Annotated in this window: 9 protein-coding genes; 8 read left to right on the top strand and 1 reads right to left on the bottom strand. The window is 50.8% G+C overall.

The genetic code is table 11. From position 1 onward, the window contains the following. The first annotated feature begins 222 nt into the window (after positions 1 to 222). On the top strand, positions 223 to 2,997 hold the full coding sequence (locus QWV57_RS16130; protein WP_301100091.1) for a DUF8508 domain-containing protein: 2,775 nt from the start codon (positions 223 to 225) through the stop codon (positions 2,995 to 2,997). Positions 2,998 to 3,545: 548 nt separating this feature from the next. Further along, entirely contained in the window at positions 3,546 to 5,873 is a 2,328-nt protein-coding gene (locus tag QWV57_RS16125; protein WP_301100090.1) for a bifunctional 2',3'-cyclic-nucleotide 2'-phosphodiesterase/3'-nucleotidase, read from the top strand. Positions 5,874 to 5,970: 97 nt separating this feature from the next. Here QWV57_RS16125 and amyS read toward each other — a convergent pair whose 3' ends face one another. Further along, entirely contained in the window at positions 5,971 to 7,584 is a 1,614-nt protein-coding gene (gene amyS / locus QWV57_RS16120; protein WP_301100089.1) for an alpha-amylase, read from the bottom strand. A gap of 358 nt (positions 7,585 to 7,942) precedes the next feature. Here amyS and QWV57_RS16115 point away from each other — a divergent pair, with 358 nt between their 5' ends. The 6 genes from QWV57_RS16115 (at position 7,943) to QWV57_RS16090 (ending at position 18,593) form a co-directional block, all read left to right on the top strand. Beyond that, positions 7,943 to 12,940, top strand: a complete 4,998-nt coding sequence (locus QWV57_RS16115; protein ID WP_301100088.1) for a pullulanase X25 domain-containing protein — start codon at positions 7,943 to 7,945, stop codon at positions 12,938 to 12,940. 213 nt (positions 12,941 to 13,153) lie between these two features. Beyond that, on the top strand, positions 13,154 to 13,762 hold the full coding sequence (locus tag QWV57_RS16110) for a type IV toxin-antitoxin system AbiEi family antitoxin domain-containing protein (RefSeq protein ID WP_301100087.1): 609 nt from the start codon (positions 13,154 to 13,156) through the stop codon (positions 13,760 to 13,762). Beyond that, positions 13,762 to 14,493, top strand: a complete 732-nt coding sequence (locus tag QWV57_RS16105; protein ID WP_081132575.1) for a nucleotidyl transferase AbiEii/AbiGii toxin family protein — start codon at positions 13,762 to 13,764, stop codon at positions 14,491 to 14,493. The genes QWV57_RS16110 and QWV57_RS16105 overlap by 1 nt, the downstream gene beginning before the upstream one ends. A gap of 178 nt (positions 14,494 to 14,671) precedes the next feature. After that, positions 14,672 to 15,904, top strand: coding sequence for a CAP domain-containing protein (locus QWV57_RS16100; RefSeq protein ID WP_301100086.1), 1,233 nt, complete (start codon positions 14,672 to 14,674; stop codon positions 15,902 to 15,904). Between the two features lie 162 nt (positions 15,905 to 16,066). After that, positions 16,067 to 18,025 carry a phosphodiester glycosidase family protein gene (locus QWV57_RS16095; protein WP_015375880.1) on the top strand — a complete coding sequence of 653 codons (1,959 nt, stop codon included), beginning with the start codon at positions 16,067 to 16,069 and terminating at the stop codon, positions 18,023 to 18,025. A gap of 166 nt (positions 18,026 to 18,191) precedes the next feature. Beyond that, positions 18,192 to 18,593: a hypothetical protein gene (locus QWV57_RS16090; protein ID WP_015375879.1), complete on the top strand. Its 402-nt coding sequence runs from the start codon at positions 18,192 to 18,194 to the stop codon at positions 18,591 to 18,593. The last annotated feature ends 39 nt before the right edge of the window (positions 18,594 to 18,632 follow it).

Genomic DNA, 18,632 nt, shown 5'->3' with positions numbered 1-18,632 from the left:
CGCATTGGCGCCGGTTGTTTTAGAAGGTCGGTGATCGAATGGAGAAAACGGATGCAGCAAGGATTTTTTGAATTGCAAAACAGCGTGGAAAGGGGACTTTCTTTGCATTCATGAACCGATGATTTGAAGAAACTACTGTTTATCACCAGTCCTTTTCGATTTGAAAACAACTGTCGACGCTTGCAGGCGGGAAAAATTGAAACCTTTCTGGGGGAGCTTATGATGAAAAGCAAACGGTGGAAAACGGCGGTTCTGATTGCATGGCTGTTCGCTTTGGCGCTGTCGTTGTTGACACCGGCGGTTTCTCGGGCCGATGGGGCTGTGACGGTGGCCGAGGCGATTGCCCGCAACAGCGGGACCGCGACGGTAGAAGGCTATATTGTTGGCGTGGTTCAGTCGGGAAGCGGCGCATCTGTGACCTATTCATTGTCCGCGCCGTTTACAGTGGAGACAAATATCGCTCTTGCGGATCGTCCGAATGAAACTGATCGAAACAAAATTCTGCCTGTGCAATTGCCGCCCGGAGCGATTCGGGAAGCATTGAATCTAAAGGCCCATCCGGAGAATGTCGGAAAGAAAGTTCGTATTACAGGAAGCTTGGCCGCATATTTTGCCGTGCCGGGCTTGAAAGCGCCGACGGCGTATTCTTGGGTGGAGAGCGCGACATCTAGAGTTGAACCTGTGACCGCTGCGCCGGGGCCGGAGGCGGTGCCAGAAGGGACGTTTATTCGCCTAGTGACAGCGACCGAAGGAGCGACGATTTATTATACAGTGGATGGCAGCGAGCCGACGACATCCAGTTTCGTATATCGTGAACCGATTCCAGCGGAAGCGATGACGATCAAAGCATTTGCGGTAAAGGAGGGCATGGAGCCCAGTGTTGTTTCGGTGTTTACGTATTCCGTCCTCACTCAAGCAGTGCGCATACATGACATTCAAGGTGTCGGCCATCGTTCGCCCTGGGACGGGAAGCAAGTGACAGGCGTCGAAGGCATTGTCACGTATGTCCCGGACGCCAATCATTTGTACATGCAAGATCCAAAGCCGGACAACGATGAGCGCACGTCGGAAGGCATTTTTGTGTACAAGCCATCCCATGGCGCCAAGCCGGGGGACATGGTTTTGATCGATGGAGCGGTCACGGAATGGCTGATGGAAGGGTATGCGGAAAAAGCCGATACCGATTTGACAGTCACAGAAATCGATGCATCGAAAGGATCGCTTCGCATCGTGCAAAGCGGCCAACCGTTGCCGGCTCCTGTGGTCATTGGGCGGGACCGGGCATTGCCGACGGAGGTGATCGATAATGACGGTTTTTCTGAATTCGATCCTAACGAAGATGGCATTGACTTTTTTGAGAGTTTAGAAGGCATGCTTGTTCAAATCGAGGAGCCGAAAGTGATCGGTCCGCAAAAGTACGGGCAAATCCCGGTTGTTCCGCAGTCCATCCCAGTCGATACGCGAGCAGGGGGATTGCGCCTGTCCGAGAATGATGCCAATCCAGAGCGAATTCTTCTGTATGTGCAAGACAGAACATTCGTCGCCAAAACTGGAGATTCGTTTGCCGGACCGGTCACAGGGGTGATGAGCTACCGCTATGGCAATTACAATGTGCTTGTTGACCACGAGCGACTTCCACGTCTTCTCGAAGGCGCGGTGTCTCCGGAGACGACGGACATTGTTCCCGATCCCGACCAATTGACGATTGCTTCGTACAATATCGAAAATTTTTCCGCCCGATCGAGCGACGAAAAAGCGAACCAGTTAGCCGATGATCTTGTTTATAGGCTGAAAAGCCCGGACATCATCGGATTAATGGAAGTACAAGACAATGACGGAGAAACGGATAGCGGAGCGACAAACGCTGATCAAACGATGGCACGTCTCATTCAAAAGGTGAAAGAGCGTGGAGGGCCGGACTATGTGTATATTGATGTTGCGCCGCAAAACAATCAAGATGGCGGCGCGCCCGGGGGCAACATTCGTGTCGGATTTTTGTACAATCGGGATCGCGTGTCGCTTGCGGACGGAAGACAGGGGGCGGCGACGGAGGCGGTGGCGTTTACCGATGGGCGCTTGACGCTCAATCCAGGGCGAATTGATCCAAACAATCCCGTTTTTCAAGAGACTCGCAAGCCGTTGGCAGCTCAATTTGAATTTCGCGGCCAAACGGTGATCATCATTGCGAACCATTTCAACTCCAAAAACGGGGATGCACCTCTGTTCGGCAAAATCCAGCCGCCTGTGCGCCCAAGTGAGGCAAAACGCGTGCAAATCGCTGAGGTCGTTCATCGTTTTGTCCAAGATGTGTTGGAGAAGCAGCCGAATGCCAATGTCGTTGTACTTGGCGATTTGAATGATTTTGAGTTCTCCGCTGCTGTAAAGACGTTGAAAGGAAGCGAATTGGTGAACATGATGGAAAGCGTGCCGGCGGATGATCGGTATTCGTATATTTATGAAGGCAATTCCCAACTCCTTGACCATATTCTTGTGTCAAAACGCTTGGCTTCCTCAACGAAGGCGGATATCGTCCATATCAACGCTCCGTTTATGGAAGGAAAGCGGGCGAGCGACCATGACCCTGTGCTTATTCAAACATCGCTTTCGAGCAAGGAGGAAACAACTCCACAACAACCATGGACGCACTTGGCAAATGTATCCTTGAACCGGCTTGTTGTGCAAACGGTGCACGCATTCTTGTCAGTGGAGGGCATGTCTTCCATTCGCGACGGCATATGGCTGCAACACAACGCTGTGCTGCGGGGAGAGGGGCTTCGGCACACGAAGGTGGTCATCTGTCCTGTTGCTCCGGGGGCTGTCGTGGATTTTCAAGGAGCCGTCGTGAAAGAGGTAGTCATTGCGAATAGACATGTAAAGGAAATTCGCGGGGCAGAGTATGTGCAAACATGGAACATAGCTGACGGGGTTGACTTGTCCATGATCGTGATCAAACGTCCAAACGGCGAGCCGATTCATCCGACCACGGTTCGACCTTGATGGAAAGTAGTAGCGATTCCCGCCCATGTGGCGGGAAAGGTGCTGTTTTCTTTTTCATTCGTCAAAAATGGACCTTCCCCAAAAGGTGTACGTGACTTTTAGAAAAACAAACATGATAGAAGTTTCGCTCAATCGATTTGAATGATCTCCCACCTACGCAAATGCTTAGAGGTGGGAGATTCTTGGGAACACCCGCCCCACGGCAGGTTGCCAGCCAAGCCATCCCCGTGCGTCCCATTGTTTAGCTGTCTTACGAAGACAGCCAACGAAGTCCTTCTTTCAAGATATTTTAGGCGCGTTGGGGAACATCCTTGATGGAAGACGCTGATTCATTCCCCACTTCCGCTGATTGCGCGAAAGTGGGGGCTTCTCGGTTAGAGATGATAAATGGTAAAAAAAGAAAATGATCTTTTTGATTTCGTCTACCAGGAAACTTCCTTCTGTCAAGTACATTTTGTGGTAAAGAGTATTTTTTCTAACAATTTTGTGTTTTTTGTGATATGATGACAATGGTACAAATTTTTCGAATCACTAAAGGGGGATGGGCATTGAAAAAACGGAAGAAATACGCGGCGGCGAGCGTGGTGTTGGCGTTGGGGCTGCTTGCTCCGGCTGTGTTGCCGACCGCAGCGGGCGCGGAAGACCGAGATGTCGTCAAGCTGCGCATTTTAGAGACGACGGACGTACATATGAATCTTGTCAACTACGATTATTTCAAAGATAGTCCGACGAATGAGTTCGGGTTGTCGAAAACGGCGCGTTTGATCGAGCAGGCGCGCGCTGAGCAGCCGAATACGCTTCTGTTTGACAATGGGGATTTGATTCAAGGAACGCCGCTTGGCGACTATGTGGCCAAAGTGAAGCCGCTGCAAGACGGAGAAGTGCATCCAGCGGTGAAACTGTTGCATTTGTTGAAGTACGATGCGGCGACGGTTGGGAACCATGAGTTCAACTATGGATTGGATTTCCTCAATGAAGTGTATGACGATGCCAAGCTGCCGATCGTGAATGCGAACGTGTACCGTGACGATCATGACCAAAATCCGGATAACGATGTCAACTATTTCACGCCGTATCAAATTTTAGAGAAAGAAGTCGTTGATGAAGACGGGGAGAAACATACGCTGAAGATCGGCGTCATCGGCTTTGTGCCGCCGCAAATTATGGATTGGGACAAAGCGAATTTGCAAGGGAAAGTGATTGCGAAAGACATTGTGCAGTCGGCGCAAAAGTATATTCCGAAAATGAAAGCGGAAGGGGCCGATTTGATCGTTGTGCTATCGCACTCGGGCATTGAGACCGGCGGAAACAGCCCGAATATGGAAAATGCATCGTATTATTTGACGCAAATTCCGGGGGTCGACGCCGTGTTGACCGGCCACCAACATAAAAAATTCCCGGCCCTTCCAGGCACGACACCAGATTTTCCAGACGGAAACGGAATCAACAATGAAACCGGCACGATTAACGGTGTTCCGGTGACGATGCCGGGTTCATGGGGCGATACGCTCGGCGTGATCGACTTGACGGTCGAGCAAGTTGACGGGAAATGGAAAGTGACGCAAGCGAAAGCCCAACTCCGTCCAGTGTATGACAAGGCGACGAAAACGCCGCTTGTCGACAGCGACCCGGCCGTTGAGCAGGCGATTCAAGCGGAACATGAAGCGACGATTCAGTACGTCCGCAGCCCGGTTGGAAAAACAACGAGCCCGATCAACAGCTATTTTGCGCTTATCAAAGACGATCCGTCCGTGCAAATCGTCACGAATGCGCAAAAATGGTATGTCGAAAAGATGTTGAAAGGGACGAAATATGAAGGCCTTCCGGTGCTGTCGGCCGGCGCTCCGTTCAAAGCCGGCGGACGCGGCGGGGCGAGCTACTATACCGACATCCCGGCAGGGGAAATCGCCATTAAAAACGTTGCTGATTTGTACTTGTATCCGAACACGGTGTATGCGCTGAAAATTACGGGAGCCGAGTTGAAAGAATGGCTTGAGTGGTCGGCGGGGCAATTCAACCAAATCGACCCGAACAAGACAGACGTTCAGCCGCTCATCAACAATGACTTCCCGACGTACAACTTCGACATTATTGATGGAGTGACGTACGAGATCGATGTCACCGAGCCGGCGAAATACGACAAAAACCAAAATGTGATCAATCCGAACGCGAGTCGGATTAAAAACTTGAAATTCGAAGGCAAGCCAGTGACGCCGAACATGGAATTTATCGTCGCAACGAACAACTATCGGGCGACGACAAACCGGATCATCAATCCGGGCGGGAAAAACACGATTTTGGCTGCGCCGGATGAAAACCGGCAAGTGATCATCGACTACATTCGGGAAAACGGAACGATCAACCCGTCGGCAGATGGCAACTGGCGGTTTGCGCCAGTGAAAGGGAAAGCGCCGGTGACCGTCACGTTTGAATCGTCGCCGGAAGCGCAAAAATACTTGCCGCAAGACGGCAGCATCCGCTATGTCGCTACTTTGCCGAGCGGATTTGCCCAATATGAATTTACCTTGCCGCTTTGGAAGGAAGAAAAGCCCAACCCGCCAAAGCAGCCGGAGAAGCCAACCACTCCTCCAGGCCAAGTGAAAAAAGTGTACTGGGATGGCGTGGAGCTGAAAAAAGGGCAAATCGGCCGCTTGACGGTGCAAAAGCCGATCAATCTATGGAAACGGACGAAGGATGGGCGCCTTAAGTTCGTCCGCATCTTACAGCCTGGGGAAGTATACCGCGTCTACGGGTATGACGCGCGCTTCGGCGGGCAGTACGCGGTCGGCGGCGGGTATTACGTGACCGACATCGACACGCACATCCGCTACGAAACGCCGTCAAAGGAGAAGTTGAAGCAAGCAAATGGATGGTAACATCAAACACGGCCTTGTGCCGCCATTCATGGCGGGCAAGGCCGTGTTTTTTGCCTCAATGATAGAGCGGAATGTCTTTACAACGCGATCGCAGGCATCAAGGCCATGCCACCAACCGTGGTTCGGTCCAACGGACGAATTCATCAGTCCACGGTCGGGTTGTGATCGACCAAGCGATAGTAGAGACGGTCGTTTTTCTAGGAACCCAAACCGAAACCGAACCGCCATTGACTTTGAACTCCCCCCATCCATCACTGTTGATGGTGACGGTGTCACTCCGGTTGCCGGTAAGGTCATAGAACACTTTTCCGGCGTGTTGTTTGCCAACGTACATCCATTTGCTTCCTCCCGGCCCATCGGTGATCAGTGCGGCCAGTCCGGATCCTGGTTTTTCAGTGACGCCTTCCCTTGTCCACCCGATGATGTCGGAGTGATCAAGATAATCATGTTGCGTTCCGTAAGCATAATCCCTGCGCGCGATGAGGAGCGGATCGATTTTGCTTTTCAGCGAAGGAATGTTATATTGTGGAATGCCATAATAGTCACCATAAAAGACGCACGGGTATCCTTCCTGCCGAGTTAGAATAAAGGCGTAAGCCAACGGTTTGAACCATGGGTCGACCCATGACTGCAGCGCTTGGCCGGGTTCGGTGTCATGATTATCAACGAAGGTGACGGCCAATGTTGGTTGATCTTTCATGAGAGTATTGGTCATTAACGTGCGCATATCAAATGTGCCCCCTGATTTGGAAGCGGTATAAAATTTGTTGTGTAACGGGGCATCAAACAAAGACATCGTTCCGTTTGTTTTCGTAATGTAATTGTGCAACTTGTTGATGTCATAGCTCCAATATTCCCCGACGGTAAATAGCGGCTTGCCAGTCTGAGAACGCACATACGACAACCAATCAGGAAAAAAACTGAACTTAATATGCTTGACGGCATCAAGCCGGAACCCATCAATGTTCGTTGTGTTGACATACCATTTCCCCCAGTTTTTCAGCTCGGTCACGACTTCGGGATGATCCATATCAAGGTCGGCATACATTAAGTAGTCATAGTTTCCGTTTTCCGTGTCTACTTCCCAATCCCACGCTTTGCCGATGCCGCGGAATTTGTAAATGCGGCTTAATTTTCGGCTTTCGTCCCAATCAACGCCGTCAAAATGGTACCAGCGCCACTTAAAGCTGGAGTAGGTGTTGCCCCGCCCGGGAAAATCAAATTTCGTCCATGCTTGGATTTGATAGGTGCCCGAGATTTCTTGGTTGCGGTCGGACGGATTGACTTCGACGGCGTCCACCCATTCCGTGCCGTCGGCGCCGCCTTTATGGTCGAACACGACATCGGCGTACACTTGCATTCCAGCGGCGTGGGCGGCTTGAATGGCTTGAAGATATTGAGCTTTTGTTCCATATTTTGTGCGGACGGTCCCTTTTTGATTGAATTCGCCGAGGTCATACAAGTCGTATACTCCGTACCCTACGTCGCTGCGGCTTGTTCCTTTGTAAGCGGGCGGCAGCCAAAGAGCGGTGATGCCAAGGCTGGATAAGTTGTTGGCTTCATTGGCCACTTTGGTCCATAACGTGCCATCATCCGGCAAGTACCATTCAAAATACTGCATCATGGTGCCGTTAAACGGTGCGGCAGCCTTGGCGTGCTGTCCTGTCGGGCAGAACAGCGAGGCAGTGAGCAAAAACGCGAGCAGGAACACCCACCCTTTTCGAATGATGCGGTGAAACGTTAGTACAATGCCCTTCCCCCTTAATCAAATATTACATTCGACGGTTTGGATTCCAAAAAATGAAGGGAAACGATTGCATAAAAAGAGTAAACAGGAAGCAAAACCTCGAACGTTTACGTCTATTATAATTTTTGTTTGTAATCGTTTTCAATATCGAATTTAAACGATTTTGAGTTAGGAGTGAATCGAAAATAAAAAAAACAGAGGGGAATATAGTTGAAATATTCTGTTTATTCGTATAAGATAAAGATTGATGAAATCGTTTGCATCAACTGTTTTGTGCAAACGATTGCACAAAGGGGTATAAAAAGGAAAGGAGAGAAGGAAGTTGGCCAAACAAAGGAGAAGGGAGCGGGGGATGATCAAGAGGGTGAGGAGAACGTTATCATTGTTTTTGGCATCGGTGTTGTTGCTGGCACTGACTCCTTTCCAGGCGGTTGCCGCTGCGAACGAGGCAGGAAGTTCTAGCGCTCTAGGGAATGGAGCGTATCGGTGGACGGCTGAATCCACGGCTTCGCAGCCACGGACGATCACGCTAGTCGGCAATTTGCAAGATGAGTTGGGCCATACGGCGGAATGGGATCCGGGGGCATTGGCGACGAGGATGCATGATGAAGGGAATGGGCTTTATACATTCACCGGGACGCTGCCAGCCGGGACCTATGAGTACAAAATTGCGGTCAACGGCAGCTGGGATGAAAATTACGGCGCCGGCGGTCGCAATGGCGCAAATCTGGTGTTGAAGCTGGATCGGCAAACCGAGGTGACGTTTTATTACAATGACCGGACGCATGCGATCGCGGATTCGACATGGTATACGGCGATTGCGAAGGAGAAACAGCCGCGTCTTGTCGGGACGGTGCTGCCGGCCATCGGCTATGAGGAGGAGAACAACGGATGGACTCCGGGGACATCGACTGCGCTGTTGACCGATGATGATTTTGACTCGGTGTACACGTTTACGGCGCGGGTGCCGAAAGGATCGTATGAATATAAAATTGTCCTCGGAAACAATTGGAACGAGAGCTACCCACAAGAGAATGCACGCTTAACCGTTTTGGAAACGACAACCATTACATTCTTCTTCAATGCGAAAACAAAAGAGGTGTACACCGACTACAACCCCAATGGCTCTGACGGTGTTGTTCAGAAAGACCGATTAAAACACAATACATGGGATACGCTGTACCGCCAGCCGTTTGGCGCGGTGAAAGCGGGAACGAAGGTAACGCTTCGTCTTGCGGCGAAAAAAGGCGATTTGACGAGAGCGGATGTGTATGTGAAAAATGCGACGACCGGAACCGCCAAAGTCTACACGATGGAAAAAGTCGGCGTGCTCGGGGATGATGAGTATTGGGAGGCTGCGTTTACTCCTTCTGCGCCGGGGGTATACGGTTATAAATTTATCGCTGTCGATGCCGGGATGAAGGCGGAATATGGCGAAGATACGAAAGAAGGACAATGGGGGAGGGCGGTCGACAAAAATGCGGAGCTGTTCCAGCTGACCGTCTATGATCCGAATTACAAAACACCAGATTGGATGAAAGAAGCGGTTGTGTATCAAATTTTCCCAGATCGGTTCTTTAACGGCAACCCTTCAAATGACAACAGCAAGCAGCAGGCACGCGGGGCGCAGCCGATTGAGCATCGCGATTGGTCGGATTTGCCCGATAATCCGCGCCTGAAAGGAACGAGCGGCTACGATGGCGACGGCGAATGGTCGAATGACTTTTTCGGCGGAGACATCGCTGGAATTGAACAAAAGTTGGATTATTTGCAGTCGCTTGGGGTGAACACGATTTACTTAAATCCGATCGCCAATGCGCCATCGAACCATAAATATGATGCGAGCAATTACAAAGAATTGGATCCGATGTTCGGTTCCCCGGAAGAATTCCAATCGTTTGTGCAGGCGCTTGCGAACCGGGGAATGCATCTCATCTTAGACGGGGTGTTCAACCACGTATCCGACGATTCGATTTACTTTGACCGCTACCACCGCTATCCGACCGTCGGCGCGTATGAATATTGGGAAGCGGTTTACGATTTGATAAATGAAAAAGGATTGAGCGAGGAAGAAGCGCGGAAACAAGTGGAAGAGAAGTTCAAACAAGAGGGACAGACGTTCAGCCCGTATGGGTTTCACCTTTGGTTCAATATTGAAAACAAAAAAGTCGATGGCCATTATCAATACCAATCATGGTGGGGCTATGACAGTCTGCCGGAGTTTAAGTCGGTGACGGGGGAAAAAGTGCCGCATCCGAGTGAATTGAACAACGATGCGCTCGCGAATTACATTTTCCGTGAATCGGATTCGGTGGCGAAAAGCTGGATTGCCCGCGGCGCCTCCGGCTGGCGGTTGGATGTGGCCAATGAGGTGGATCCGGCGTTTTGGCGCGAGTTTCGCCAAGAATTGCTTCAAGGGTCGTACGACCGCGGTCCGACGTTAAAAGAGGGGGAGCAGCCGCTCATTTTAGGGGAAATTTGGGATGACGCATCGAAATATTTTCTAGGCGACCAGTACGATTCCGTGATGAACTACCGGTTCCGCGGGGCGGTGCTTGACTTTTTGAAAAACGGAAATGCGGAAGAGGCGGACAAGCGACTGACGGCCATAAGGGAAGACTACCCAAGTGAAGCGTTTTATGCGCTGATGAACTTAATTGGTTCCCATGACACGGCGCGGGCGGTCTTTCTGCTTGGGAACGGAACGGATTCATCCGAGCGGGCGGAGCTTGATCCGAATTATAATGAGGAACTTGGGAAAAAGCGGCTCAAGCTGGCGGTGATTTTGCAGATGGGATATCCGGGAGCTCCGACGATTTATTACGGCGATGAAGCGGGAGTAACAGGCTCAAAAGACCCAGACAACCGCCGCACGTATCCGTGGGGCAAAGAAGATCAAAATCTATTGTCCCATTATCAGAAAGTGGGGCACATTCGCCAGCACCATCAATCGCTGTTGGCCCATGGCGACATCAAGACGGTGTATGCGCAAGGGGATGTATACGTATTTGCCCGCCAATACGGGCGTGAAGTGGCGCTCATTGCTGTCAACCGCGGCAATGAGGACAAGACGGTGGCTCTTGACGTCGCTTCGTTGCTTCCGAATGGCACCGTACTCACGGATGAGTTGCATGATGGCGAGAAAGCCACGGTCGCTGGCGGAACGTTGACGGTCACGATTCCGGCCCTGGATGGACGGATGATGTTTGGGGCGGTGACGGTGGAAATGCCGGCAGCAGTCAGCAATTTGCAGGCGAGCCCTTCGGATGGCCGTGTCATGTTAACGTGGGAAGGAAATGCGTCGAGATACCGAATTTACGAGTCCACGTTAAGAGGGGCCGGTTATACGATGGTGCAAGAGACGGAAACAACTTCGGCTACGATCGGTTCGTTGACGAACGGAACAGCCTATTACTTTGCCGTTGCGGCGGTCGATGAAAACGGCAATGAATCACCGAAGGTCGAAACGAATCGCGTCGTTCCTCATTACCCGCTGACGAGCGACAATGTCCAGTTCGTGACAACGTTAAGCGATGCCACACTGGATTTGTCAAAGCCGCAGCAAGTGGATGTCCATGTCAACATCGACAATGTGACAAGCAAAGGAGCAGCTGATGGGTTGCAAGCGGTGTTGCAAGTGAAAGGCCCGCATGACGAAACATGGAAAGAATACAGAGCGTCCTACCAAGGACAAGACGGCGACGCCAACGTGTTCCGGGCTTCCTTCACTCCGCTCGCCGCAGGGACGTATACGTATCGTTATGCGCTGACGACCAATCTCGGCGAGGAATGGGTGTATACAGCAGAGAAGCAAGTGACGTTTGCGGCAGACAGCAGCGACCAAATAGCGCCAGCAGACGCCATCGAGCTGCGGCAGCCTGCGGTTGAATCCGGACAAGTGAATTTATCATGGACGTTTGTTGGGAAAAAAGATGGAGATGCTTATTTGTTAGCCATCGAGCGCAACGGTGATATCGTGCATACAACCACTTCGATCGGCGATTCATTTACAGACTACGATGTCGAAAACGGCACCGAGTACACGTATGTTGTCAAGTTGTATGACCGCGCCGGCAATGTTGTGGAGTCGAACACGGTCAAGGTGACGCCGGACATTGTGATGGTGAAGGTGATTTTTAAAGTGAAAGCGCCGGATTATACGCCGCTCGATGCCCGCATTACGATTCCGAACAGTCTGAACGGCTGGAACACAGGAGCGTGGGAGATGTCGCGCAACGGTGCGGTGACGCCCGATTGGCAATTTACCGTCGAGGTGCAGGAAGGGGAAACGATCACCTATAAGTATGTGAAAGGCGGATCGTGGGATCAAGAGGGGTTGGCCGACCATACGCGTGAGGACGACAACGATGATGACGTGAGCTATTACGGCTACGGGGCGATTGGCACCGACTTGAAAGTGACGGTCCACAATCAAGGAAACAATACGATGGTTGTGCAAGACCGCATTTTGCGTTGGATCGATATGCCTGTTGTCATCGAAGAGGTGCAAAAACAAGGGAGTCAAGTGACGATCAAGGGCAATGCCATTAAAAATGGCGTTTTGACGATCAACGGTGAGCGGGTGCCGATTGATGGCCGGATGGCATTCTCGTACACGTTTGCGCCGGCCAGCCATCAAAAAGAAGTGTCGATTCATATTGAACCATCGGCCGAAAGCAAAACAACCATTTTCAACAACGACGGCGGAGCGATTGCGAAAAACACAAAAGATTATGTGCTGGATTTAGAAACGAAGCAATTGCGCGAAGGGAAGTTGACAACGCCGCCAAGCAACGGCGATTCTCCAGGAAGCGATTGGCCGGGCAGCGAAACGCCGTCCCATGACGGAGGGGCAACGCCAGGCAACGGCACCTCTCCGGGCAGCGGTGGTCCATCGGATGGCGCATCCCCTGGGGGGAGCGTTCCGCCGGGCGGCACAGCTCCACCGGGAAACGAAGCGCCTCCATCCAGACCGCCGCAAAAACCGTCTCCATCGAAACCAAAAGAGAAACCGAGAAAGCCAACCACTCCTCCAGGCCAAGTGAAAAAAGTCTACTGGGATGGCGTGGAGTTGAAAAAAGGGCAAATCGGCCGCTTGACGGTGCAAAAGCCGATCAATCTATGGAAACGGACGAAGGATGGGCGCCTTGTGTTCGTCCGCATCTTACAGCCTGGGGAAGTATACCGCGTCTACGGGTATGACGCGCGCTTCGGCGGGCAGTACGCGGTCGGCGGCGGGTATTACGTGACCGACATCGACACGCACATCCGCTACGAAACGCCGTCAAAGGAGAAGTTGAAGTTGGTGAATGGGGAGTAAGCAAGAAAGCGAGGCCGTCCGAATGAATGGGGCAGCCTCGCTTTTATATGTGAAAATAACGACAGGAATTTTACTTATGGTCGGCATATAATAATAAGTGAATGCATTAAGATGAAAAAAGAGGGATATTGCGAGTAATCGAGAATAAGTATGTTAAACGTTTGCAATGAGTGATAAATGCCGACATTTAGGTGAAAAGAGTGGTGATCATGAATGAAGAAAGAAGTAAGCAAAATCATAAAAGATATTTTTGTGCGTCAAAAAGGATTTGCGAAGACAGAAGACTTAACCAGAGAAGGAGTGAGCAAATATTATATTCGAAAGTTCGAGCAAAATGGAGACATCATTAGGATAAAACGTGGGCTGTACCGTTATGTTGCATTTGAAAGTGATCAAAATGAAGAAGTGGTTGAAGTATCAAAAGTGATCCCGAATGGTGTTCTTTGTCTTTTGTCGGCATTGTCTTTTTATGAGTTAACAACTTATAACCCGTGGGAGTACCAAATTGCTATTGAAAGAAAATCAAGGAAACCCCGTTTGCCCGATTATCCGCCAATTAAAATTTTCTATTTTTCAAAAAAACAGTTTGAATATGGAATTGAAGAAGTGGAAATAGGCGGCCATAAAATAAGCATTTATAATCGTGAAAAAACGATTTGCGACATTATTCGATACAGAGAAAAAATAGGAATCGATTTAATGAAAGAAGGTTTGCGAAATTATTTGCAAAGTCCTGAAAAAAACATAAATAAACTGGTGGAATGTGCTGAGAAAATGCGCATCAAGACCGTTTTATTAAAATACTTAGAGGTGCTTTTATAATGGGAAATGTTAAAAATATACCTGCTTCAGTTGGAGAAAGACTAAAGAATCTTGCCAAACAAAGCGGAAAAACCTTTGATTTCATTTTACTGTTGTATTTTCAAGAAAGGTTGCTATACCGACTTTCCATTTCTCATTATCGGGATAAATTTGTTCTAAAAGGCGGTCTCTTTTTATTTTCCTTAACACAATTTCAATCTAGGCCAACCAAAGATATTGACTTTTTAGCCAGACAAATTTCAAATGATATTCAATATATCAAAACTGCGTTTGAGTCCATTTGTACGTTAACTGCTGAAGAAGATGGAGTCGAATTTGATGTAAAGGGCATTACGGCTGAACGAATTAAAGAGGGTGCTGATTATGAAGGGATTCGTATGAAAATTCCGGCAGCACTTGGCAAAATAAAAAAGCAATTGCAACTGGATATTGGATTTGGTGATGTCGTGATCCCAAAACCACAAGAGATGCAGTATCCTACTTTATTAAATATGAAGCCCCCGGAGATTCGAGTCTACTCAACTTATTCAGTAATAGCTGAAAAGTTTGAGGCGATGATCTCACTATCTGTTGTCAACAGTAGAATGAAGGATTTTTATGATGTTTTCACACTTTTATCAACCGAGAATTTTGATGGACGCGTCTTATGGGAAGCCATATTTGAAACCTTTCAAAGACGTCGAACGAATTTAGAAAAAGAACATCGGCTCTTCACCAAAAGTTGTACTTGATTTTTTCTGAACATCCCCTATTTACGCTTGTGAGGGAACATCAGCACTTTTTGCCTATCCTTGTCAGGAAACCGTTGTCAAGTACATGTTGTGGTGAAGAGCCATTCTTTTTTCTCTTTTCTTTTGATGGAAAGGCATCTATGATGAAAGAAAAAGAGAAAGGAAGGAGCGGACGGAAGTGAGAAAATGGGTGCAGACGGCGGCAATCGGAATGCTGTTGGCTGCGGCTGGATGGCTTTGGATGCCGAGTTCATCAATGGTCAAGGCGGAGGATTGCGGGGAGCTTGTCGGAACGGAAAAAGTGTGGTGGGACGGCGTTGAACTGAAGCCCGGGCAAATCGGCCGGTTGACGGTCACAGCGCCGACAGAGCTATGGTTGTCGAACAAAGCAGTGAAGACGCTGCCAAGCGGCGCGGTGTATCGCGTATACGCGTTGCGCGGCGGCTATTTTGATGTCGGCCGAGGATATGGGATCAAGAACGATGCCCGCGTCCGCTATGAAACGCCGTCAAAAGAGAAGTTGGCCGCTGCTTTATGCGTGCAGCGGGCGAAGGCAAACATGGCGGATGTCACGATGAACGGGGTGGCGATCGGCGACTCGCGCGCGAAGGTCGAAGCGATGTACGGCAAGGCGAAGCGGAAGACGAAAAACGCCTACGGCCTATATTGGGAGGCGTATGATCAGGGCGGTTACAAAAACTTTTTGATGGTGAGCTATGACCGTGATCGGGTGGCGGCGATGTACACGAATCAGCCGATTGTCCAAACGAAAAAAGGAACGGGCATCGGAACGGCGAAAACGGTGGTGGAAGCGCGCTACGGCCGGCCGCTTGCGGTGATTCAAAAAAAAGATGGCCTTTACAGCATCCAAAATGATGAATATGATACGTATCTTGTCAACGGCCGCTACGTCACCTTCTTTTATGACCGGTACAACAACAACCGGGTGGATGGCGTGCTTGTCGTCAATCGGGCGCTCGAGGATGAAAAGCCCGGGTTTTACGGAACGGCGACGGAGGAGCTGCGCACGGCCTATGAATATCAAATTTTTGATTTAGCAAACGCGGCGCGCCGCTTGCACGGGCTTCCGGCGCTCGCGTGGGATGCGAAGGCGGCGGCGGCCGCCCGTGAACATAGCGAAGATATGGCGGTCCATCACTACTTCTCTCATACGAACTTGCAAGGCCTGTCGCCGTTTGACCGCCTGAAGCGCCATGGCATCGCTTATCGCGTGGCGGGAGAGAACATCGCCTACGGACAATACGATGCGATTTTTGTCCATGAAGCGTGGATGCACTCGCTCGGTCATCGGCAAAACCTTTTATATCCGGACTTTACCCGCCTCGGCGTTGGGGTGGCGTTCAATTCATTTCATCAACCCTACTACTCTCAAGAGTTTTATACTCCGTGACCGCGGATGATGTTTTCGCTTCTACAGAGCGTCCCAACCTTGCTGGGACGTTCTTTTTTTTTTTGACTAAATAAATGGAAAAGGGTTCCCCTTTTTGTAGAAGTTTGTCGTATAATAGAATCAGTGTCAACAAAATGATAGAAAGAGAGGAAAATAGGACCAGTGGGAAAAGCGAAGAACATCATCCGCATTGGGATCGGGGCGGTGTTGGCCGCATGGACGGCGCTGCAGGCGGCAGAAGCGGATGCCGGAGCGAATGTCGTCTACTGGGAAGGCATGCGCCTCGTGCAGGGGCAGATTGGAAAATTGGAGATCGTGAAACCGATTAACCTATGGAAACGGGAAAACGGGGCGCTGACGTTTGTCCGCGTGTTGCAGCCTGGAGAACAGTACCGGGTGTATTCGTATGACGAGGCGTTTGGCGGCCAATACGGGGTTGGCGGTGGATATTACGTCACCAATATCAAAGGGCATGTCGTGTATAAAACGCCGTCAAAGGAGAAGCTGAAGCTTGTCAATCCTGGGCGGTACGGAGCGAAACAACTGGCGGTCGGCACGGTGGTAAAGGAGGTGTCGACGCGCATCGCCTCCGGGGTGGAAAAAGAGGAAATGGAAATCGTCGGAACGCGCGGCAAGCAGCATGTGTACAAGCTTGACATCGATACGTCGAATGAGAGGCTGGCCATTGAGACGGCGCTGTCCAATGATCAAGTGCTTGGCATTGAACCGGTGCTTGAGCAGGCAAAACGGTACGATGGCCGCGACGGAATCGTACTGGCGGCGGTGAACGGCGATTATTTCAAAGAGGATGGTTCGCCGACCGATTTGATGGTGCACCGGGGAGAGATCGTGATGACGAATACAACGCCAACGGCGGAACGGACGATTTTTGGCATCAGCGCTGATGGAAAGCCGATGATTGGAAACCCAGATGTTCAAATTGGCGTTCGAATTGGAGAAGGAGGCTCATATCCCGTCGATGGCATCAACAAGCCGCGGCGCGCTCATCAGTTGATTTTGTACACCCCGTATTTCGCTGCCTCCACGAAAACGAACGCTCTTGGGACGGAAGTCGTGCTGACGAATGTACAAGGGGTGTTGAACGGGAATGGAACGGTCACCGGAACGGTGAAGAAAGTTGTAGTCGGTCAAGGCAATGAACCGCTCCAACCTGGAGAGCTCGTGCTATCGGGCCACGGCCGGGCGAGCGACTATTTGCGGCAGGCGAAAGAAGGGGATGCGGTGGAAATTTCCCTTCAGTATGACCAGCCCGAATGGAGTGGGGTGAGAGAAGCGCTCGGCGGCCGATACCGGTTGGTGGCGGATGGACAGGCGCAATCGTTTGCGATTGCTGGGGTGCATCCTCGCACAGCCGTCGGCATTGACCGCAACGGCAACGTCATGCTCGTCGTTGTCGATGGCCGCCAGCCTGCTCATAGCCAAGGCATGACGTTGAATGAGCTGGCCAAACTGATGCATGAGCTTGGCGCCGTCGATGCGATGACGCTCGATGGCGGCGGTTCTTCGACCTTTGTCGTCCGCCAGCCAAACGGGCAGCTCAAAGTCGAAAACAAGCCGTCTGATGGATTTGCGCGTCCGGTGGCGAATGCGCTTCTTGTTGTGTACAAAGAGACGCAAGAGAACGGGGAAAGCGAAGAAGTGCTTGATGATTTTGAGAACGAGTTGAAGTGGAATGCATCGGGCGTCAACTATGTGGGGGCTGCGGTCGAGCGGACGACAGAAAAGGTGAGAGAAGGAAAGCAGGCGCTGAAAATTTCATACGATTTCCGCGGGATGCCAGGGACATCCGGCGTCTATGCTAGTCGGGAGAAAGCGATTTGGATTTCGAAACGGCCGCAAGCGATTGGCATGTGGGTGTATGGAGACGGAAGCGGCCATTGGCTGCGCGCCCAGCTGCAGGATGGAAGCGGGCGCCGCATTTGGATCGATTTTGCCCGCCATGTCGATTGGATCGGTTGGAAATATGTCGAAGCCGCTGTGCCCAGCGATGTCGCGCTTCCGCTCATGCTGGAGATGCCGGTGCGTTATATGGAAACGGATATCGGACGGAAAAACGCCGGAGCGATTTACATCGACGGCCTTCGCGCCATCTTCCGCTGATGGGCGCGCCTCCCCTGCTTGCCTAGAAGAGGGAATGAACAAGGGATGTTGCTCACTAATCGAGAAAGTCCTTGCATGCTGTTCTTCTAGGCATTTGCATTTCTCTGAAAAGTATTGTATATATTAGAAAATGGGCGGATAGGCAAACCACAAGGGAGGCAAAAGTTTGACGATGGACGAGCAAACATTGTTGGAGCAGTTGCGGAAAAATCCGCCGAAGCTGGTCGGAGGATATAAAAAACAAGGATGGGCGATCAAAGTGTTGGAGCGAATCGCCAATCCGGATGTGGAAGACGAAGGGGACGGCCGGGTGACGGCCAAAGCGGTGCTGTGGGCGCAAGACGGCACGTATTACCCGGCTTTTTTGACAATTGACCTCAATCAACAAGGAAGAGTCGTCGGCGTCTATTTTATCGCTGAAAACAAGGAGCAGTTCGATTTGATTCCGTTCGAATGGGCGAAAGAGTTTCTTGGCAAGCCAGAGCAGGAAATCGTTCCGTTTCGCTACCGGACGCTGAGCAAAATCGACGGCGACAAGCAGCAAACCCATTGGCCGGACTTTCGTTGATCAAGGCTGGCTCTGACAGTCAAAAAGGTGGCTGAAGAG

The organism is Geobacillus zalihae, from assembly GCF_030414215.1.
Lineage (GTDB): Bacteria > Bacillota > Bacilli > Bacillales > Anoxybacillaceae > Geobacillus > Geobacillus zalihae.
This window is presented reverse-complemented; position numbering and strand designations above follow the sequence as displayed.

Excerpts from the sequence above, each read along its gene's own strand:
- QWV57_RS16110 (WP_301100087.1), top strand. The coding sequence starts at position 13,154 with ATGAAGAAAGAAGTAAGCAAAATCATAAAAGATATTTTTGTGCGTCAA.
- QWV57_RS16130 (WP_301100091.1), top strand. The coding sequence starts at position 223 with ATGAAAAGCAAACGGTGGAAAACGGCGGTTCTGATTGCATGGCTGTTC.
- QWV57_RS16105 (WP_081132575.1), top strand. The coding sequence starts at position 13,762 with ATGGGAAATGTTAAAAATATACCTGCTTCAGTTGGAGAAAGACTAAAG.